Origin of the sequence: Rhodococcus sp. NJ-530 (assembly GCF_003860625.1) — a bacterium.
Classification (GTDB): Bacteria; Actinomycetota; Actinomycetes; order Mycobacteriales; family Mycobacteriaceae; genus Rhodococcus_F; species Rhodococcus_F qingshengii.
Genome location: NZ_CP034152.1, coordinates 1,229,204 through 1,248,175, shown reverse-complemented (window position 1 = coordinate 1,248,175; position 18,972 = coordinate 1,229,204). Strand labels below are relative to the sequence as shown.

Genomic DNA, 18,972 nt, shown 5'->3' with positions numbered 1-18,972 from the left:
CTCGGAACTGTCATTCACGCGAGAGCATCGCCACTGCTTCGCGTTCGAGGTCGACGTACGGTTCACCACTGACGTCGATGGCCACCCGGCTGAGCGTTCCACCCGTGAACGCCCACGGCGACTTACCCGGGTAGTCGTCGGTTACGGGCTCCCCGCTGTCACGGCCTGCATTGAGCCCTTCGCCGCCACCGATGCTGAACTTGCCTGGCTGAGTGCGGATTCTGCCCTCACCGACTTTCCGATCGCCGTAGTAGAGGCCGAGCACCCCGTGCGCAGTGCCCGGCGGATCCTCGCCTTCCTTCTCGAAAGTTGCTGCCAAGATCATATTTTCGCCGATCGGAAGGTCTTCGGTGGCATCAATCTTCTGCTGTTCACTGCCGAGGAAGTTGTACACGTAATGCAGGCGGTTGTCCTTGACGTACAGCGAATGACCACCGAACCTGCCACCATGCGAGAAAAGCACACCGGTCGCACCGGGTTCGGCCAAATCGACAACTGCCCCGATCGAGAATGAACGATTACGAAGGTTGACGGCGACGGCCTCCGGCACCTCGGCTCCGCCCGGGCGGTAGACATACCGGTTTCGCGGCGGGGCCAACTGAGGGCGAGGCGTGGTGAGAAGTTCGACACCGGACCGATCGTCCAGTGGCAGAGCTTGATTGGCACCGGCCTCGTGGAACCACAACCCCACCAGCTCTGCCAGCCTGCCGGGTTCTTCATCCGCAAGGTTCCGGAGCTCGGCTCGGTCCAACTCTGTGTGGTAGAGCTCCCAGGTGTCTTCCGAGAAATGGCCCCACCCGCTCAGAGTCGGGTGCGTGGTGACGGCCTTCCAGCCGTCATGCCAAATTCCTCGTCCTCCGAGCATCGAATAGAACTGGGTGTGCTTGGCGGTGGGGATGTTGCCGGCATCGAAGCTGTACCGCATGCTCACGCCTTGAATCGGGTGCTGGGTGTACCCCTTCACCGTGTCAGGCAAGTCGACGCCGACGCAGTCGAGCAGAGTCGGGACGACGTCGATGGCGTGATGGTACTGATCTCGAATCTCGCCACGGGCATCGATGCCCTCCGGCCACGAGATGATGCATGGGTCGCAGGTTCCACCGTTGAACGAGTACCGCTTCCACATCTTGAAGGGCGTGTTGAACGCCATCGCCCACCCGTTGGGATAGTGGTTGTACGTCTCGGTGCTGCCCAACTCGTCCAGCTTCGCCAGGTTCTCGGCTAGGTCGTCGGGTACGCCGTTCGCAATCTTGTTCTCGTTGACAGATCCGTCGGGTCCGCCCTCACCGCTGGCACCGTTGTCGGAGACCACCACGATGATCGTGTTGTCGAGCTGCTCGATTTCTTCGAGGTATCCGAGCAGGCGTCCGATCTGATCGTCACAGTGCGAGAGGAAGCCCGCGTACACCTCCGCCATCCGTGAGAACAGTCGCTGCTCGTCAGCGGAGAGAGTGTCCCAGGGGCGGGTGAAATCCAGCGGCGGGAACGGTTCGCCGTCGGGCCCGGTGCGGGTCTCAGGAGTGCCTATCGGGTTGAGTGAGGGCAGGGTCGTGTCTTTCGGGACAAGTCCCATTTCCTTCTGTCTGGCCAGAATCTCGTCCCGCATGGCTTCGTACCCTGCGTCGAACCTGCCTGCGTAGCGATCGGCCCATTCGCGGGGCGCGTGATGCGGAGCGTGTGCGCACCCGGGTGCGTAGTAGAGAAATACAGGCCGGTCCGGAGCTATCGACTTCACGTCACCGATGTATTCGAGCGCTCTGTCGGTGATATCGACGCTGAAGTGATACCCCTCTTCGGGCGTCGACGGCTGTTCGACGGGGTGGTTGTCGTGGACGAGATCGGGATACCACTGATTGGTCTCGGCGCCGAGAAAGCCGTAGAACCGCTCGAATCCGCGGCCGACCGGCCAATTCCGTTTCGTGGAAGCAAGATTCATCTCGTCTTCTGCGCACAGGTGCCACTTGCCGACCATCGCGGTGCTGAATCCCTGCTCGACCAGAACCTCGGCGAGCGTGGCACATTCGGGAGGGATGTGACCGTTTCCGCCGGGAAAACCGACCGCGCACTCGCTGATGCAGGCCATGCCGTTGGTCGTGTGGTTTCTCCCGGTGAGCAGACACGATCGCGTCGGGGAGCACAGCGCTGTGGTGTGCCACTGCCCGTACCGCAATCCGTTGCCCGCGATGCGGTCGATGTTCGGCGTCTCGATCGGTCCCCCGTAACAACCCAAGGCGCCGTATCCGACGTCGTCGAGAACGATGTAAAGAATATTCGGTGTGCCGGCGGCGGCCTTCGGCTGCTCGTACGGGCTCCAGTCGGGAATCGAATCGCGAATATCGAGGTTGACGACGCCTTTGAATGCGTTGGCCATGATCTGGCTCCTTGTAGGTCATCTGATTTCCAGCCTCTACGGCCGCATGGTCAATCGCATACCCCGATTGTGCTCACCGAAGCGCTGTCGCCCGAAATGGGCGATGCCACTTTCGGCAGGAAGTCCGAGTATGAAAGTGCCGGGTCTGTCATCACCTCACTGGAAGCCAGGGACCACATGAGCAGTCAATTCGTTGAAGCCTCCACCTCCGATAACCCTGACCCGCTTCCGAGCTGGCAGGACGGCACGCCGAAACAGGCCATCAGGCAATTCGTCGAACGCGCGACGACTGAGGGAAGTCCGGACGAAATCGCACCGGAAGACAGGATCGCAGTCTTCGACAACGACGGAACCCTGTGGTGTGAGAAGCCGATGCCGATCCAACTCGACTTCATCCTGCGCCGCCTCGTCGAGATGACCGCCCAGGATCCGTCTCTTCGCAACCGTCAACCGTGGCAGGCTGCGTTCGAAAAGGACTACGCCTGGTTGAACGAAGTGATCTCGAAGCACTATCGCGGCGACGACAGCGCACTGAAGGTGCTCGCGGCCGGTGTCCTGGCGGCATTCGCCGAAGTCACAGTCGACGAGTTCGAAACCCACGCCGATACCTACCTGCGCACTGCTTCGCACCCCACTCTCGGTCGCGAGTATCTGCACTGCAGCTATGCACCCATGGTGGAGTTGCTCGATTACCTTGCAGCCAAGGGATTCTCGAACTACATAGTCTCTGGCGGCGGACGTGACTTCATGCGTCCGATCAGCCAGGAGGTCTACGGCATCCCCCGAGATCGCGTCATCGGCAGCGGCGTGGCCTTGACGTGGAAGGACGACGGGCACAGCGGCACAATTCTCCGTCAGCCCCAAACCGATGTCGTCGACGACGGGCCGGCCAAGCCCGTACAGATCTGGAACCGAATCGGCCGACGACCTGTCATCGCGGCCGGAAACAGCAACGGTGACCTACCTATGTTGAAGTTCGCCGAACACCCGAACGTTCCGGCACTTCGCCTTCTGGTGCTCCATGACGATCCGGAACGCGAGTTCGACTACGTGGACGGGGCCGAGCACGCACTCGACGTCTCGCGCGCAAACGGGTGGACGGTGGTGAGCATCAAGAACGACTGGAAGACAGTCTTCGAACGATTCGCCGAATGACAGTATTGATACGTGACCCTCGATGATGTCGCCGACGAACTCTACGGCCTCGACCCCGGCGAGTTCGTAGAGGCGCGTACAAAGCATGTGAAGACTGCCCGGGACGACAACGACCGCACACTGGCCGCAGAGATCGGAAAACTTCGGAAGCCGACCACCGTGGGGTGGTTGGTCAATCTCATCTCGCGCGATGCACCAGAGGATCTGGATGCACTTCTCGCGCTTGGCGAATCGCTACGCGACGCTCAACGCCATCTCTCGGGCCCGGACTTGCGACGGCTGACGACACAGAGGCAGCAGGTGGTGCGGAGTCTCGCCCACAAATCCGGTGAGATCGCCGCTTCGCGGGGAAAGAGCGTCGGCGAGGATTCGTTGCGCGATGTCGCGCAGACTCTCAATGCCGCCCTGGCCGATGAGGAGACTGCCGCGCAGGTTCGACTCGGACGGGTCGTGACCGCCGCGAGTTACAGCGGTTTCGGGCCGGCGGGACTTGCTGTAGTGGAGGAGGATTCTGCACAAGACGCCCCTGCGATCCACACCGAAGAACACGCTCCGGCCAAGTCCACTGCTCCGGATCGCAAGGCCGAACAAGCCAAGGCGAAAGCAGAATTGAAGGAAGCCAGGGCAGGCGTCGAGAAGATCCGACGACGGGTCAAGGCCGAGACCGCCCAGTTCGAGGATGCCAGGTCAAAGCTGTCCGACCTCGACCGTCGCATCGAAGAACTCCGCGCCGATCTCGAACACGCAGAACAAGAACGACAGTTCGCCAAGAACACCGAGAAGGCTGCCCGCGTCGCAGTTCGAGAGTCCGAGGAGAAACTTCGCGAGGCCGAGTGGCGGGTCGACGAAGCAGAAGAGGCCCTCGACGAGATGGAATGAGTTGTACGTTCGGAGTTCTTGACCTCTACAGCAGTTCAGGTTCTAGCGTGATTTCATGACATTCACCCGAATCGAACGACTACCTGGCCACACAGACTCTCGGTCGCCTCGCGACGGTTCAACGGAACGGAACGCTGCAAGTCAGTCCGGTCGGGTTCCACTACAACCCGGATACAGCCACGATCGACATCAGCGGTTACAACATGACGGGCAGCCGTAAGTTTCACAATGTCGCAGACAACGGTCGGGTCGCGTTCGTCGTGGACGACATCGCATCCGTAGATCCATGGCGGGTCAGGTGCGTCGAAATCCGTGGACGGGCAGAGGCTTTGGATGCTACAGGTGCTGCTGCGCATGGTCTCGACGCGCCGATCATCCGTATCCACCCCGAACGCATCATCAGCTTCGGCCTCGACGACAAGGAGCTGGACGTCCACCAGTTGGTCGTGAACGGACGTGACGTCGGAAGGCGCGAGTCGAATTGATCAGCCTGCGGCGGCTTCGAGCTCACTCAAGGATTCCTCGAGATGGCCGAGGAGCCGCTGCAAGTGCGGAACATTGCGGCGACAGCCGACGAGCCCGAACTGCATGGTGTCCGCGTAGCCGATGACGGTGATGTTCATCGCCTGCCCGTCCAACGGAATCGATGCCGGGTAACAGCTCTCGAGCTTCGCGCCATTCCAATAGCGCGTCGTTGTCGGGCCGGGGACGTTGGAAATCACCAGATTGAAGACTGGACGCCCAGTGATCAGTCGGGATGAACCAGGGATCAGCGGCAGCCCGAGACCCGCGACGTTCAATGCACTGAGCGCCGTGATCTGCAGGGGCGTCAGGCCCGACATCAGGGACTTGGCGCTACTCATCGAGTCGTGAACTCTCTGAAGTCGGGCCGCCGGATCTGCCAATTCGGTTGCCAGATCACACAACACCGCACCCACGGCATTGCCGGAAGCCTCACCCTCTTCGCCTTTGCGAAGGGATACCGGCACCATCGCGATCAACGGTTTGTCCGGCAACTCGTCCAGTTCGATCAGGTATCGCCGTAGCGCACCCGCGCACATTGCCAACACCGCATCGTTGAGCGTCACGTCTGCAACGCAGCTGACCTTGCGCAGGCGCTCGATCGGCCACGACTGCGCGGCGACACGCCTCGCTCCGGTGATCGGGACGTTGAAGATCGATTTCGGGGCAGCAAACGGCAACGGTGCGACGTGGTCCTTCACTGCCGAGGCAGCGGCGTTCACTATCGCAGGGCCGACCCCGACCACATCTTGCACAGTCTCGATCACGGAGCCCACCCGCCTCTGCAGGTCCAGCCCGCGACGGGCACGAACCCGCCCCGAAGAAGGTCGTTGCGCCCATGGAGGCATCGAATGTCGATCGTGCGGATCCGACGAGAGGCTGCGGTACCACGCCTGAACAGCAGACACACCATCCATGAGCGCGTGGTGCGTCTTCATGTACACGGCAACTCGGCCGTCGGCGAGACCTTCGATCACGTACGCCTCCCACAGCGGCCGATGCCGATCGAGCAGCGTGCCGTGGAGCATGGAGGTCAGCTCGAGCAACTCGCGGACTCGACCCGGCTTGGGTAGCGCGAGCAACCGGACGTGATACTCGAGATCGACGTCTGCGTCCTCCGTCCAACGCACCGGCGCGAAGTTCGACAAGAACTGCACCGGCTTGCGGCGAAAGAGTGGCCGAATCGAGTCGACGTCGGTGAGCGAACGGTAGAGCGACCTGGCGAATTCGCCGTCGTCCCCTTCCGGCGGAACGAAAAGCGACAGGCCACCGACGTGCATGGGATGCTCCCGTGACTCCATCAGTAGGAACATCGAGTCGAGCGGCAGCATCAGCGTCATGGCGATCCGTTCTCTCGGGCAGCTGCCCGGAGTACCGATCAGCCGCTGTTCGACAAAGTTACTCGCCCTGACTTCCCTCATTGGCGACTCCGACAAAACATTGCCCCCTCGATTTCGACAGGAGTCCGATATTCCCGTCGACGAACGCCTTTTCGGGTCGAAGCACCTCACAGCGATTCGCGGGTGAATGACGAGACACAGAGCACTGCAACAAATTTCAATCCTCACAGCCACAAGTAGTAGCGGAGGCGATCGCAGTAATACTTTTGTCGGAATTGTTTCAAATTGTCTGTACATCCAAGTCACACGTGACTACCGTCACTCATCATCACAATCCCGACTGGTCGGTTGTACCCAAAGGAGAAATACATGTCCCGACGTTCGACGTCGCGTGGGCTTTTCGGCGCACTCGCCACCGCAACTGTGTTCACCACCGCCGCTGCGGTGGGAAGCTTGTCAGCAAGCATTGCAGGAGCCGCCCCGGCAGCGGAGATCCCCTTCGGCGGTTGGGATTCATGTCCGATCGACAATCCCGAGACCAGCACCTGTATGGACGTCACGGTCACCGGCGGAAACATGAAGATCGGCAAGCTTTCCGTCAACATTCCCGCCGGGGCGATGCGCATCGCAGGCGGAGTTGCATACAGGGAGAATCCAGAGGCTGAATTCGGATTCGACCAAGTATTCATCCCACCCAACGACAACAGTCGGGGATCTACGCCAAACCCATCGACATCCCCGGGGGCGCACTCGGAATCGACCTGCCATTCAACAATCTCTTCGGACTGAACAAGGCTTCGGCCACCGTAGAGTCGACGTCTGCACTCCCCACCGTGGACGCATTTCAGCTTGGTGTGAAGCTACCCGTCAAACTGAAGATCGCGAACCCTCTCCTCGGCGGCAAATGCTACCTGGGCTCGGACAACAACCCCGTCCAACTCAACTTGGATGTGACCGAATACGGTGTCCTCGAAGAGGTTCCAGGTTTCCCGGATACTGCCGTCGTTCGAAACACCGGGCACACCGGACAGCCCTTCGCGGTCCCGACAGCTTCCGGGTGTGGCCCGTTCGGCGTTCTGAATCCAATCGTCAACTGGCGCGCCGGGCTTCCCTCGTCCACCACGTCCAACTCCCTCGCCACGACGAGTGACGTCTACAACATCGGTGCCGACAGCCTCAGGCCCCAGCCGGCCGGCTCACCCGAACCCGCTGCCGTCGTTGCCGAACGTAGTGCCAACTAGCAATCCAACCCACTGCCACAGAACCTTCATCGACGACAGATTGCCACCTCGAAACGGAGTTCACTTGTCCATGCGCACAATACGATTCAGAGCCGCGCTCGCCGTCGTCGCAGCGGGAGTCCTCACTCTCGGGGCGGTGTCAACCGCGACGGCGGCCCCGCTGCCCAATGCGCCGTTCGGGGGCTGGGGAAAGTGCCCGATAGCCAATCCGGAGACAAGCACCTGTGTCGATGTCGTCGTCAAAGGCGGCGAAATGAACATCAACGGGCTCAAAGTACCGATTCCTTCCGGCTCGTTGAATATCGCCGGCGGTGTCGCCTATCGCGAGAACCCCGACGCAGAATTCGGGTTCGACCAGATCTTCATTCCTCCCACTGACGGCACCAAAGGCGTCTATTCCACCCCCATCGAGGTACCAGGAGGAATCTTCGGGCTCGGTATACCGTTCCCCGGCGGCTTGACCACCATCAAGGCAACAGTCGAACCGGTCGCGTTGCCAACAGTCGACGCATTCCAACTCGGTGTCACACTTCCGGCAAGATTGAAGATCTCCAACCCCTTGCTGGGCGGCAACTGCTATCTGGGTTCTGCGAGCAACCCGATCATGTTCAAACTCGGAGTGTCCGAAAATGGTGTCCTGGAGGAAGTTCCAGGATTTCCGGATACCGCCGCCGTCAGAAACGTGACGCACGCCGACCAGACGTTCGCGGTACCGGGCGCATCTGGATGTGGACTGTTCGGCGCATTGAATTGGGCAGTCAATCTTCGCGCCAACGTTCCGTCTTCGAGTGGTCACAACTCGTTGACCACCACAAGCGATGTGTTCAACATCGGCGCCGACAGCCTGCGGACGCAGTAGAGCAAGCACCGGCGACTCACGAAGTATCACCGACAACAAGGAGATATCGATGACCCATGCAGTTCGCCGCACCACCATCGTCACAGCTGCCGCCGCAGCCGCGATTGCGGTCGCAGCCGGCACCGCTCTGGCTTCGACCGTCGTCACTCCAGCGGGTCAAGCCGTGACTGCTTCGAGCAGCAATCTCAGTATCAAGACAGGAACGATCACACTTACCTGCTCCAGTACGACGGGCTCCGGGACCATCCCATCCGCGCCGGGTAATTCCAACACCGGCACCGGCGGAGTCAACGTCAATATCGGCACCCCCAGCCTGACCGGGTGCAAGGCTAACGGCCTACCCGCTGTGGTCACGACCTCCGGCTCCTGGCTATTGAACGTCTCGGCAGACACCGGATCGGCTCAGGGATCCCTGGTCATTCCTGCAGGAGGCGCAGTCGTCACGATGCCCGGATCAACATGCACAGTCACCGTCGGGGCCAGCACTGTCGGACCGCTGCCATTCGATATTCCCAACCAGCGCGTCGTGGCAAGCAACACCGGCACCGTGAACTACACACGCACCGGCACCGGACCCGTCTGCCCCGCCGCAGCCACTGGCACGGCAACAATGTCGGGCACACTGCAGTTCGCATCGGCCACACCGATCAACGTGACACCGTGACGATCGACAGCTAGACAATAGGGCTCGTTGGGGGATCGACGCTTCCGTCGGTCCTCCAACGAACGTCCTGTGGACCGGGTCCGCACACGATCGCCTTCGGTTTCGCCACGAAGCGGACCGGCGCATTATCCATCTGCTGCTTCGGTGGCGTCGAGTAACGCGTCAAGGGCGCGGTGGAGCTCGGCGAGTTCCCGCCCTCCGGTTTTCGTCAGCACTTCCGTATTCTTTGCATCCAATTGGCGGACAATGTCTTTAGCGAGCTCTATGACTCGTTTGCCCTCGTCACTGAGATCGAGGCGAACGGCTCGCGCATCGCGTCTATCGCGTTCACTGACAACAAACCCGCTCTTCTCCAACGCTCGCACGAGCTTGGATATGTAGATTCGCTGCAATCCTGTGTGCGCTGAGAGTTCTCGCTGACTCGGCCTCTCCCCCGCACTCACCAGACCATGCAGAGACGCGAGCACTGAATACTGGGCGTGAGTCAACCCCAGGTGCGCGATCGCTCGGTCAACCCCCGCCCGCCAGCGCAAGCCAAGGTGCCACACCAGCGACCCTGTCGTCCATGTTTCTCGATCTTGCATACAAATAGAATACATGGCTACTATCTCAATTAGAGTATATGGAAACTATTTGAGGAGTCGCAATGCCCACAATTCCCGTGCTCGACTCGACCATGGCCTACCGCTCGCGCGGTGAAGGAACACCCTTCGTACTCATCCACGGAAACCCCACATCCTCGCACTTGTGGCGAAACATCCTGCCGCAGATAGGAAATCTAGGCCGCGCACTTGCCCCTGACCTCATCGGAATGGGGCAGTCAGGCAAACCGCCAATCAACTACGGCTTCCTCGACACCGCCCGCTACCTCGACGCCTGGTTCGACCAGATGGAACTCGACGACGTCGTACTCGTCGGACACGACTGGGGCGGGGCACTTGCACTGGACTGGGCTGCCCGCCACCCCGATCGCGTCCGAGGTGTGGCCTTCTTCGAAACGATCCTTCGTCCGATGACCTGGGACGAACACTTCCCGGGAGAGGCACGGGCACGGGTGGAAGCTCTGAGGGACTCCGACACAGGAGAGACGAAGGTACTCGACGAGAACTTCTTTCTCGAAATAGCGCTTCACAGAACGGTTCTCGGTGAAATGACCGAAACCGATGCCGAGGCCTATCGCTCCCCTTATCCGTCACGAGAGAGTCGCCGACCCCTTCTCGAGTGGCCACGATCCTTCCCCATCGAAGGAACTCCCGGTGACGTGAATGCACGTGTGGCGGCGTACAGCGATTGGCTCGCAGAAAGCACCGACGTACCCAAACTTCTTCTCACCTTCAGCGGCCCCGCAGAACTTCTCATGATCGGACCTGACGAAGTCACGTGGAGCCGATCGAATATCGCAAATCTCGAGGTGGAACAGTGCGGTCCCGCAGGACATCTCGCCCCCGAGGATCAGCCTGCGGCCATCGCGGCGGCGATCACCGAATGGACAGAGCGGCAACACTGTTTCAACCGCGAGTGACGTGGGACCGTCGCCAAGTACTCTGAGCGCCGGTTTCCCCGACCCATGCGGTAGCGATCCAGACGATGCTCCGAAATATGGGACCGACACCACCTCCGCCGGATTTGTCCGATATAACTAACTGGCGAGTACGCCGGTTGGGACGAGGTCGAGAACGAGGGGGCGTGTGTGGTGAACGAGGACGGGTTGGGGCGAACGTCAGGATCGGGGGCTCCACACCGGGTGGGCGGCTTTCTCTATCACCGCAACGGCGACCGGTGGGAGTGGTCGGACGAAGTTGCACGGATTCACGGATACGAACCCGACCAAGTAGCTCCGACGACAGAATTGATGCTCTCGCACAAGCATCCCGACGACCGAAGACACGTTGCCCAAACACTGCACGCCATCCGCACTTCAGGCGGACCGTTCAGCAGCCGCCACCGCATCATCGACACTGCAGGGGATACTCACTCGGTAATCGTCGTCGGCGACAGCGTCGTGGACGAGTCGGGTGCCGTGGTCGGCAGCTCAGGCTTCTACATCGACGTCACCGAAACCCTCGACAGCACGGTGAAAGCGTCTGTCGACGTGCTGGTCAACGAAATCACCGCTTCTCGCGGAGTAATCGAGCAAGCCAAAGGCATGCTCATGGTGATCTACGGCATTTCGGCCGATCGCGCCTTCGACATACTCGTGTGGCGTTCTCAAGAGACCAACGTGAAACTCCGGGATGTTGCCGAGCAGTTGATAGTTCGAACGCTTGACGACTTCCGGGTCCCGACACTACTGCGGACCCGATTCGATCACGTGCTGTTACAGGGTTGAATGACAACAGGGTTGAGGGATCTGCTCAAGGCGGTTCCCGTGGCTGGCTGCTCAACCTCGAGGAACCTCGCCCGCATTGATTCCGGGACGGTCCGATGCGGCCTATCCCCGTTGTTACCCAACGCGGAGTAAAAGGAAACTACTCGTCGTCAGACTTCTCGCCGGAGGTCTCCTCGACCAGTTCAGGCGCCTGTTCTCGCGTTGCCATTCCCCCGTCGCCGCCCTTGTCCACGGGTCCTGGGTGCCCACCCTTGGGCGACTGGTCGTTGTCGTCTTTGTCGGTCATGCGATCGTCCTCATCATCTCGTCGTCTCAGTCCTGGAGCCGGTGCAAAGAGACCGGGACCCAGCTCCATCTCAATCTAACGCGCTCAGGACTTCTCGCAACCCTCACCGATTTTGTTTGCATTTCAGTGCTTTCGGGCAGGTGACTGCGAACAGCATTTCCACGATGAGAGGTCGATCCCAGTGCGCGCAGTGACTTGGCAAGGCAAACGGAAAGTAAGCGTCGATACGGTTCCGGACCCGAAGATCGTCGAACCCACCGACGCGATCATCAAGGTCACCACGACGAATATCTGCGGATCCGATCTGCACCTGTACGAGACTCTGGGTGCGTTCATGAATGCCGGCGACATTCTCGGCCATGAACCGATGGGAATCGTCGAAGAAGTCGGTTCGGAAGTCACGAATCTCGAGATAGGTGACCGCGTCGTGATTCCGTTCCAGATCTCGTGTGGCAACTGTTTCATGTGCGATTCGAGCCTCTACACACAGTGCGAGACGACGCAGGTCCGCGATCAGGGAACGGGCGCAGCATTGTTCGGCTTCTCCGAGCTCTACGGCTCGGTGCCCGGCGGGCAGGCTGAGTACCTCCGAGTACCGCAAGCACATTTCACACACATCAAAGTTCCCGAAGGTCCCGCGGATTCGCGATTCGTCTACCTCTCCGACGTGCTCCCCACCGCTTGGCAGTCGGTCGAATACGCCGACATTCCGCCGGGTGGGTCCGTGACAATCCTCGGCCTCGGACCGATCGGTGACATGGCGGCTCGTATCGCCCACCACAAGGGGTTTCGAGTAATCGGTGTGGACCGTGTACCCGAACGCCTTGCGCGCCTTGCCGAACGCGGCATCGAGACCCTCAACCTGGACGACTACGGCAGCAAGATCGGCGATGCCATCAGAGACGCGACAAACGGCCGCGGAACCGATTCGGTGATCGACGCTGTCGGTATGGAAGCGCACGGGTCTCCGATCGGAAAGCTCGCGCAGCAGTTCGTCGGACTCCTTCCCGATGCTCTTGCCGCGCCTGCGATGCGTAACGCAGGAATCGATCGCCTTGGCGCTGTCTATTCGGCCATCGACATCGTTCGGCGCGGCGGAACCATTTCTTTGATCGGTGTCTACGGCGGAATGGTTGATCCGCTGCCGCTGATGACCATGTTCGACAAGCAGATTCAGCTCAGGATGGGCCAGGCGAACGTCAAGAAGTGGGTAGAGGACATCATGCCCCTGCTCACTGACGACGACCCACTCGGCGTCGACACCTTTTCCACCCATCAGCTGCCGCTCGATCAGGCGCCACACGCCTACGAGATCTTCCAGAAGAAGCAGGAAGGCGCGGTCAAGATCCAACTGAAACCGCACCTGTAGTTCAACGCCGATCAGTTCGACGGTTCATCCGCCACGTCCGCATCTTGTTCGCGAAACCACCGATCGTCATACTCACACCTCACACACGCTCGACAGAAAGAACCTGAAACCGAAATGGCTCGCGAACTTACCGTCTCCGACAGCATCGTCGTCAGCTCCGACGCGCTTTCCCTCTACGAGGTCATCAGCGATCCCACTCGTATGGGTGCCTGGAGTCCCGAAAACATAGGCGCAACCTTGCGGGGAGACCGCGAAAGCGCTTTCCTGGGCATGGAGTTCGACGGGCACAACAAGCGTGGGCGCGCGCAGTGGACCACGCGATGCACAGTCACCGCTGCCGAGGCCGGGAAGCTCTTCGAATTCCGTGTTCACAAGATCGGCCTCGGTACTCCCCGGATCCCCGCCTCTATCGCAACCTGGCAGTACCGATTCTCGCCGGTGCCCGACGGAACCCGAGTTACCGAAACGTGGACCGACGACAGGCGCGGCTGGCCGGACTTCGCCGCCGACATGTTCGACAAAATTGCCACCGGAGGAAAAACCTTCGCCGACTTTCAGCGCGGCAACATCCGCAAGACGCTCCTGAACCTCAAGAACGCAGTTGAGCAGGAGGTTTCCGGAATCGAAGGTAACGTCGGCTGACCGGCCGACACCATTTGTGGCAGTTTCTGCCACTTTTGGTACAGTGCGGATATGGCAACAGCCCGCCGCACTGCACTACTTCTCCGCGTCTCGCAGAGTTGTGCTGCCGCTTTCGTCGAACGCGGCGACACTTCGACGACCATCGCGGAGCTCGCCGAGCGGGCAGAAATCTCCGAGCGAACGTTCTACCGTTGCTTCGCCACCAAAGAGGAGAGCATCTGGCCGATGCTCGACGAGGGAAACCGCAGTCTGGCCACGGCACTCAGCGCGCAAGCCCGCGAATTCGGGCTCGCAGCGGCTGTGAAGAATGCCTTTATCGCATCGGTCGGCGAGTCCTTCGAGCCGATGACCCGATCACTGATGCCCATCATCTTCGGTGATGCGGCACTCCGGAGAGTTTGGGAATCAGCAACTTTCGAGACGATGGAACTGATTCGCCCAGAAGTCGCACGCCTGATCGACCGTCCGGAAATCTCGCTCGACACCACAGCGGCTTCGGGCCAGGCAACACTTGCGGTAGTCGCCGCACTGCGTGAGATGGCAGACCTCCGGACGCCCGCACCCGAGGCCATCACCCGCGCGCTCGGGGCGTTCTCGAAGCCATATCTCGCAACACCAACAGGTAAGGAACAATCATGACTCAGGATCTCTCCGGAAAAGTCGTTCTCGTCACCGGCGGCGCACGCGGCCTGGGCGAGGCGTTTGCCCGCGGCATCGTCGCGGGCAACGGCCGCGTCGTCATCGGCGACCTACTCGACGACGACGGTCGAGCAGTGGCCGAATCTCTCGGCGACGCAGCGCGTTACGTTCACCTCGACGTCACCGATCCAGCGTCTTGGAAGTCCGCCGCCGAGTACGCGGTATCCGAGTTCGGCGCGATCAACGGTTTGGTCAACAACGCCGGAATCTCGGCGTCCGGCCAGACAGTCGCCGAGGAACCACTCGAGACGTTCCAGCGCATCATCCAGATCAACCTGGTGTCCGTGCACACCGGTATCCACACGGTGGTGCCGTTCATGAAGGCAGCCGGCGGCGGATCCATCGTGAACATCTCCTCGGCCGCCGGCCTGATGGGCATGGCTCTGACCAGCGGTTACGGCGCAGCCAAGTGGGGCGTGCGTGGGCTGAGCAAGATCGCCGCCGTCGAACTCGGCCGCGACAAGATCCGGGTCAACTCGGTTCACCCCGGCATGGTCCTGACGCCCATGACTGCACCGACGGGCATCAGCCTCGAAGAGGGCGCATTCCCCAACAATCCGTATCGCCGTGTCGGTCGCCCGGAGGAGTTGGTCGGCGCGGTCACCTACCTGCTTTCCGACGATGCCTCGTACACAACGGGTTCCGAGATCGCCGTCGACGGCGGTTGGACTGCCGGCCCGTCGATCGAATACATCGCCGGCCAGTAAGGGAGAGATCCGTTCCCGCCCGAATCTGCGCATTCCGAACGCCCTCAGGTGAATACCAAGCTCTCCCTGATTGCATTCGGAGAAGACAACTTTCGCAGTCGCCGCAGCGCCCGATGCAGGTCGAGTGACACCTCGTCTGTCGTACGGGCAAGCGACGTTGCGGTCGCCTTTGTATCGAGCCCGACGATCAGCCGCAACACCAGGACATCGCGTTCGACAATCGGGAGCGTTGTCGGAGGCGGGAGCGATCCACCGCTGAACCCGTCGGATGCCGCCCGAGCAATCGCGATGCTTGTACTCGCGTACAGCACGCGTAGAAAAGGCTGATACGTCTCCGATCCGTCGCACACTGCCGTGAGAACGGCGACGCACGCGGCATCCGCGGCGGAATCGGAAACGGCCTGATCAAGCTCGGCGCGGCACCGCAGCACAACCATCGGACGAAACGCCGCATACAAACTGGCCATGGACTCACGGCTACCGCTCCGCGCCGCGGCGGCCAATACATCCAGCGAGCCTTCCTGCAACATGGGCTCACATCTCTCTTTCTCGACGGGACATTCGTTGTGCGGTCCGAGAGATCAACTGGAACCGAACGGTCCCACGAAGTGGTTCCGGCGGATGGTCATGCCACGATCAATCCCCTGCCCGAAGGATTCTCGAGTCTCTCTCTCAGCCCTGAGGCACACCCCAGTGAAGTCCTGCATCCTTGCCGCTCACTGGCACTGACCTGGCAAATTCCTGGCAGGATGCTGATTCAAACCGAACGCCTTGCACTGCAGAATTTTTCGATCCGGTCAGCGTGTATTTGCTGCTCCAAGTCCGACCGTTCCGTTCCAGGCGACGAGGGGTCACACGGGCGTAGGGTCGAGAGAGTTCGGCTCAGTCGTCAAGAGCGGAAGGACACCCAGACAATGCGGAGCGATGGAGATACGTGGGACATCGTCAGTAGCGTCGGACTTACCGCGCTGGCAGTGGCAACGTTCCGAGCACTGGAGAGCACCCGTCCGGACGCGATCATCGAAGACAAGTTCGCATCGTGGTTCGTAGAAGCTGCAGCCGAGCCGCATTTCACAGCTCTTCTGAAAGATCCCACGCTCCTCGAGGACACCCCCTTCGGCGGTTTCATGGGGTTGCGAACCAGGTTCTTCGACGAATTCTTCTCGTCGTCAACCGAATCCGGAGTAAGGCAGGCGGTAATCGTTGCAGCAGGGTTGGATTCGCGTGCGTACCGGCTGGATTGGAGCTCAGGATCGACGGTATTCGAAGTGGATCAGCCAAAGGTGCTGGAGTTCAAAGCCGAAGTGCTCGCTGCGCACGACGCCCAGCCGAAGACCGATAGACGCACTGTGCCTACTGATCTGCGAAACGACTGGCCGGCCGCACTCGAGGAGGCTGGTTTCGACCCGAACGAACCCACAGCCTGGTCGGCGGAAGGCCTGCTCGCCTATCTCCCCGGCCCGGCCCACGACGCCCTGTTCGAGCGGATCGACGAACTCTCGGCCACCGGTAGTCGCTTGGCGGTGAACGACTTTCCGGCCGGAACCGACCCGAGCAAGCTTGCGGCCATCAGATCCAAGTACTTCGCCAAGGACCCGTTCGGAGACCTGGACATTTCGCAACTGTTCTACAGCGACAAGCGATCCGATCCGGGCCAGTGGTTGGCTAAACACAATTGGACTGTCCGACGCTTCAGCTCGGTCGAGTTGGCAGAACTGTACGATCGTCGGATCCCCGAACTCCCCGAAGAAATCGCAGCGCTGTCAACGCAACCGTCCTTTTTGGCCGCGACCAAGAACTAGCTCTCGCAGTCATCACGAAAGTTCTTCGAGTGCAGCCTTTCTCCCATTTGTCCAGCGGCAAGGCGCGTGTCACCACTACAAGTGGTTGACGGTACTCCAGAATGAAGCGATTCAGTACCTCAGGCTGAGTATGTCTACACCTCAGACGGACGCGCGCCGAAGCCCCCACCGCGGCACCCGCTACGGTCACAATCCCTGACAGCTCCGTCGGCAAGCAGATCACCTGGCTTCTCAGTGCGTTCAACACGAACACGCCGTTGACCCAGGAAGAAATCGCCGAACACTTCGGGCCCACTGCACCCGTAGTCCTGACACCTCCGGACTTCGACTCCATCCGAGCCGGACAGCCTTGGACAACAGTGAATTACAAGGGAGGCGACTCCGACGGCACAGTTTCCATCACCAGCACCACCGGCGGTGCGTTCGACGTCAACGTCGACGTCGACGGCAACGGGCTGATCCTCGGAATGGCGATCACACCGACCAAGGACGTTCATGTGCCGGCCGCATCTTGGCAAGAACTCGAGGCAGCTGTCAAAGCGCTTCCCGCGCCGACCAATCTGACCGTCACCGAGGTCACCGAAGGAAAGAACGCCGAAGTCTTCAGTGTCGGCGACACCTCACCACAGCCCACAGGGTCAACGATCATGCTGTACGTTCTCGGCGCGGTCGCGACGGCCGTCCAGAACGGGACACTCTCCTGGGATCAGAAGCTCACCATCACCGACGACCTCAAATCGATGCCCGGCGGGACCATGCAGGACCTGCCATCGGGAACTGAAGTCACGGTCCGAGATACCGCCGGCAAGATGATCTCGATCAGCGACAACACCGCCACCGACATGCTGATCGCTGCTGTCGGGCGCGAGCAGGTAGAAGCCGAATTCGCCCCGATGGGCATGGCAAATCCTTCGCTCAACATCCCGCTCAAGCCGACCCGCGCACTGTTCCAACTCGGCTGGGGTGACCAAGGCGCACAACGTATCGCTTGGCGCGACGGAACTCCGGACGAGCGTCGAGCGATACTCGCGGCACTACCTGACGGCCTGGTGGACATCCCGGCGTCTGCATTCACCACCCCCGCATGGCCTTTCGACATCGATTGGTTCGCCTCGCCCGCCGACCTGCGTGCCGCGTTGGTCACGTTGCAAGTGAGGGCGAAGACCGAGAGCGGCGCACCGGTTCGAGACATTCTCGCCGAGGATCCGGCGCTCAGTGACGAGTCCGCGAAATGGTTCACTTACGGCGGATTCAAGGGCGGCAGTTCCATCGGGGTCCTCGCGGGTGCCTATTACGTGGAACACGACGATCGTGCCTGGGTTGTCACCATGCAAACTCATGGTGACGACGCTGCACTGGTTGCCGACCCGGCTCTGTACTTCGATCCGGTCGACGACGCGATGCTCTTGATCCAGACGGATGCAACCAGTTAGTGCCCAGTGGCGGGCCGAAACCATGCACCCCGATTCATTGCCTTCGCCGATGAAGGCGCCGGACACAGAGAAGCCGCTGCACATCCAGTGTCATCCGGATGCACAGCGGCTTCGCTAAGTCTTAGCCCGTGGGGGGCTCGGTCTCGTCCGACGAGAATCCGTCGAAGAATGCGATGACCTTCTGAAGAAGTGCCGCGATGTCGAAATCTTCCAAGCTACCCATTGCGTTCGTCCTTTCGTTTAACACTGAGGATGAAACGTGCATCTTGCAATTTCCAATGTAAAGCATGAAAAGCATTATTTCTCGACCGCGCGACACTTCGGTTGCAAATACGTCACTCAGCAAGATATGGGCAAATCACCGGAAATAACAGCTCCCACCCGCAATATTTCGGTCTTACGCAACCCGCTTATTTCCCCAATTCGCAAGTGGGTAAATCTTGAGAAAAATTTCCCGGCGCGTCGATCACGAAAGATATTCCTGGTGAAACTCTCAATCCAAGAACACAAAGACAGAGGAAGCTCCGACACAGCTGACACGCAGTTTTGCCCGCCTTCAAGAGTCGTCATCCACGCACATAGTGGACACTCGTCTGCGATAACGAACCGGTAGCAACACAATCCCAGGCACTTTCTCCCATCTTCTGACTTTTACCCATGACCACTGAAGATTT

General features: G+C 60.4%; 19 protein-coding genes. 15 read left to right on the top strand and 4 right to left on the bottom strand.

Going from position 1 to position 18,972, the window contains the following annotated elements; all coding sequences use genetic code 11:
* Window positions 1-10: 10 nt before the first annotated feature.
* On the bottom strand, window positions 11-2,371 hold the full coding sequence (locus EHW12_RS05715) for an arylsulfatase (protein WP_125050387.1): 2,361 nt from the start codon (window positions 2,369-2,371) through the stop codon (window positions 11-13).
* A 177-nt stretch (window positions 2,372-2,548) separates the two neighbouring features.
* Here EHW12_RS05715 and EHW12_RS05710 point away from each other — a divergent pair, with 177 nt between their 5' ends.
* The 3 genes from EHW12_RS05710 (at window position 2,549) to EHW12_RS05700 (ending at window position 4,890) form a co-directional block, all read left to right on the top strand.
* Window positions 2,549-3,526, top strand: a complete 978-nt coding sequence (locus tag EHW12_RS05710; RefSeq protein ID WP_125050386.1) for an HAD family hydrolase — start codon at window positions 2,549-2,551, stop codon at window positions 3,524-3,526.
* 12 nt (window positions 3,527-3,538) lie between these two features.
* Complete coding sequence (locus EHW12_RS05705) at window positions 3,539-4,405, top strand: hypothetical protein (RefSeq protein WP_125050385.1); 867 nt, start codon at window positions 3,539-3,541, stop codon at window positions 4,403-4,405.
* Between the two features lie 83 nt (window positions 4,406-4,488).
* Window positions 4,489-4,890 (top strand): PPOX class F420-dependent oxidoreductase, encoded by a 402-nt coding sequence (locus EHW12_RS05700; RefSeq protein WP_125050384.1) that lies wholly within the window; start codon window positions 4,489-4,491, stop codon window positions 4,888-4,890.
* Here EHW12_RS05700 and EHW12_RS05695 read toward each other — a convergent pair whose 3' ends face one another.
* On the bottom strand, window positions 4,891-6,267 hold the full coding sequence (locus EHW12_RS05695) for a wax ester/triacylglycerol synthase family O-acyltransferase (RefSeq protein ID WP_065456059.1): 1,377 nt from the start codon (window positions 6,265-6,267) through the stop codon (window positions 4,891-4,893).
* A 369-nt stretch (window positions 6,268-6,636) separates the two neighbouring features.
* Here EHW12_RS05695 and EHW12_RS35120 point away from each other — a divergent pair, with 369 nt between their 5' ends.
* The 6 genes from EHW12_RS35120 (at window position 6,637) to EHW12_RS05660 (ending at window position 11,360) form a co-directional block, all read left to right on the top strand.
* Window positions 6,637-7,056 (top strand): hypothetical protein, encoded by a 420-nt coding sequence (locus EHW12_RS35120; RefSeq protein WP_241199112.1) that lies wholly within the window; start codon window positions 6,637-6,639, stop codon window positions 7,054-7,056.
* A gap of 44 nt (window positions 7,057-7,100) precedes the next feature.
* Window positions 7,101-7,508, top strand: a complete 408-nt coding sequence (locus tag EHW12_RS35115) for a hypothetical protein (protein WP_241199111.1) — start codon at window positions 7,101-7,103, stop codon at window positions 7,506-7,508.
* 70 nt (window positions 7,509-7,578) lie between these two features.
* Window positions 7,579-8,367, top strand: coding sequence for a hypothetical protein (locus EHW12_RS05680; protein ID WP_003945568.1), 789 nt, complete (start codon window positions 7,579-7,581; stop codon window positions 8,365-8,367).
* 49 nt (window positions 8,368-8,416) lie between these two features.
* Window positions 8,417-9,031 (top strand): hypothetical protein, encoded by a 615-nt coding sequence (locus EHW12_RS05675; protein WP_047269291.1) that lies wholly within the window; start codon window positions 8,417-8,419, stop codon window positions 9,029-9,031.
* A 646-nt stretch (window positions 9,032-9,677) separates the two neighbouring features.
* On the top strand, window positions 9,678-10,553 hold the full coding sequence (locus EHW12_RS05665; RefSeq protein WP_047269290.1) for a haloalkane dehalogenase: 876 nt from the start codon (window positions 9,678-9,680) through the stop codon (window positions 10,551-10,553).
* Window positions 10,554-10,721: 168 nt separating this feature from the next.
* Window positions 10,722-11,360 (top strand): PAS and ANTAR domain-containing protein, encoded by a 639-nt coding sequence (locus EHW12_RS05660; RefSeq protein ID WP_037132380.1) that lies wholly within the window; start codon window positions 10,722-10,724, stop codon window positions 11,358-11,360.
* Between the two features lie 139 nt (window positions 11,361-11,499).
* Here the strand turns inward: EHW12_RS05660 and EHW12_RS34545 are convergent, their stop codons facing one another.
* Complete coding sequence (locus tag EHW12_RS34545; RefSeq protein ID WP_164490549.1) at window positions 11,500-11,646, bottom strand: hypothetical protein; 147 nt, start codon at window positions 11,644-11,646, stop codon at window positions 11,500-11,502.
* 181 nt (window positions 11,647-11,827) lie between these two features.
* On the opposite strand from EHW12_RS34545, the gene EHW12_RS05655 reads away from it, so the two are divergent.
* The 4 genes from EHW12_RS05655 to EHW12_RS05640 all read left to right on the top strand — a co-directional run bounded on the left by EHW12_RS05655 (window position 11,828) and on the right by EHW12_RS05640 (window position 15,063).
* Window positions 11,828-13,015 (top strand): zinc-dependent alcohol dehydrogenase, encoded by a 1,188-nt coding sequence (locus EHW12_RS05655; protein ID WP_042452468.1) that lies wholly within the window; start codon window positions 11,828-11,830, stop codon window positions 13,013-13,015.
* 114 nt (window positions 13,016-13,129) lie between these two features.
* Complete coding sequence (locus EHW12_RS05650; RefSeq protein ID WP_007734657.1) at window positions 13,130-13,657, top strand: SRPBCC family protein; 528 nt, start codon at window positions 13,130-13,132, stop codon at window positions 13,655-13,657.
* Window positions 13,658-13,708: 51 nt separating this feature from the next.
* Window positions 13,709-14,296: a TetR/AcrR family transcriptional regulator gene (locus EHW12_RS05645; protein WP_125050383.1), complete on the top strand. Its 588-nt coding sequence runs from the start codon at window positions 13,709-13,711 to the stop codon at window positions 14,294-14,296.
* Complete coding sequence (locus tag EHW12_RS05640) at window positions 14,293-15,063, top strand: glucose 1-dehydrogenase (RefSeq protein WP_007734653.1); 771 nt, start codon at window positions 14,293-14,295, stop codon at window positions 15,061-15,063. The genes EHW12_RS05645 and EHW12_RS05640 overlap by 4 nt, the downstream gene beginning before the upstream one ends.
* Window positions 15,064-15,107: 44 nt before the next feature.
* Here the strand turns inward: EHW12_RS05640 and EHW12_RS05635 are convergent, their stop codons facing one another.
* Window positions 15,108-15,593, bottom strand: a complete 486-nt coding sequence (locus tag EHW12_RS05635) for a hypothetical protein (protein WP_064074095.1) — start codon at window positions 15,591-15,593, stop codon at window positions 15,108-15,110.
* 384 nt (window positions 15,594-15,977) lie between these two features.
* Here EHW12_RS05635 and EHW12_RS05630 point away from each other — a divergent pair, with 384 nt between their 5' ends.
* Window positions 15,978-16,865: a class I SAM-dependent methyltransferase gene (locus EHW12_RS05630; protein ID WP_125050382.1), complete on the top strand. Its 888-nt coding sequence runs from the start codon at window positions 15,978-15,980 to the stop codon at window positions 16,863-16,865.
* Between the two features lie 191 nt (window positions 16,866-17,056).
* Window positions 17,057-18,298, top strand: coding sequence for a serine hydrolase (locus EHW12_RS05625; protein WP_265155149.1), 1,242 nt, complete (start codon window positions 17,057-17,059; stop codon window positions 18,296-18,298).
* Window positions 18,299-18,972: the final 674 nt, after the last annotated feature.

What these genes read in the sequence shown, in the direction of transcription:
- EHW12_RS05680 (WP_003945568.1), top strand. Translation starts at nt 7,579, where the DNA reads ATGCGCACAATACGATTCAGAGCCGCGCTCGCCGTCGTCGCAGCGGGA.
- EHW12_RS05715 (WP_125050387.1), bottom strand. Translation starts at nt 2,371, where the DNA reads ATGGCCAACGCATTCAAAGGCGTCGTCAACCTCGATATTCGCGATTCG.
- EHW12_RS05630 (WP_125050382.1), top strand. Translation starts at nt 15,978, where the DNA reads ATGCGGAGCGATGGAGATACGTGGGACATCGTCAGTAGCGTCGGACTT.
- EHW12_RS34545 (WP_164490549.1), bottom strand. Translation starts at nt 11,646, where the DNA reads ATGACCGACAAAGACGACAACGACCAGTCGCCCAAGGGTGGGCACCCA.
- EHW12_RS05675 (WP_047269291.1), top strand. Translation starts at nt 8,417, where the DNA reads ATGACCCATGCAGTTCGCCGCACCACCATCGTCACAGCTGCCGCCGCA.
- EHW12_RS05635 (WP_064074095.1), bottom strand. Translation starts at nt 15,593, where the DNA reads ATGTTGCAGGAAGGCTCGCTGGATGTATTGGCCGCCGCGGCGCGGAGC.
- EHW12_RS05710 (WP_125050386.1), top strand. Translation starts at nt 2,549, where the DNA reads ATGAGCAGTCAATTCGTTGAAGCCTCCACCTCCGATAACCCTGACCCG.
- EHW12_RS05645 (WP_125050383.1), top strand. Translation starts at nt 13,709, where the DNA reads ATGGCAACAGCCCGCCGCACTGCACTACTTCTCCGCGTCTCGCAGAGT.
- EHW12_RS05640 (WP_007734653.1), top strand. Translation starts at nt 14,293, where the DNA reads ATGACTCAGGATCTCTCCGGAAAAGTCGTTCTCGTCACCGGCGGCGCA.
- EHW12_RS05695 (WP_065456059.1), bottom strand. Translation starts at nt 6,267, where the DNA reads ATGACGCTGATGCTGCCGCTCGACTCGATGTTCCTACTGATGGAGTCA.
- EHW12_RS05650 (WP_007734657.1), top strand. Translation starts at nt 13,130, where the DNA reads ATGGCTCGCGAACTTACCGTCTCCGACAGCATCGTCGTCAGCTCCGAC.
- EHW12_RS05665 (WP_047269290.1), top strand. Translation starts at nt 9,678, where the DNA reads ATGCCCACAATTCCCGTGCTCGACTCGACCATGGCCTACCGCTCGCGC.
- EHW12_RS35120 (WP_241199112.1), top strand. Translation starts at nt 6,637, where the DNA reads ATGTCCCGACGTTCGACGTCGCGTGGGCTTTTCGGCGCACTCGCCACC.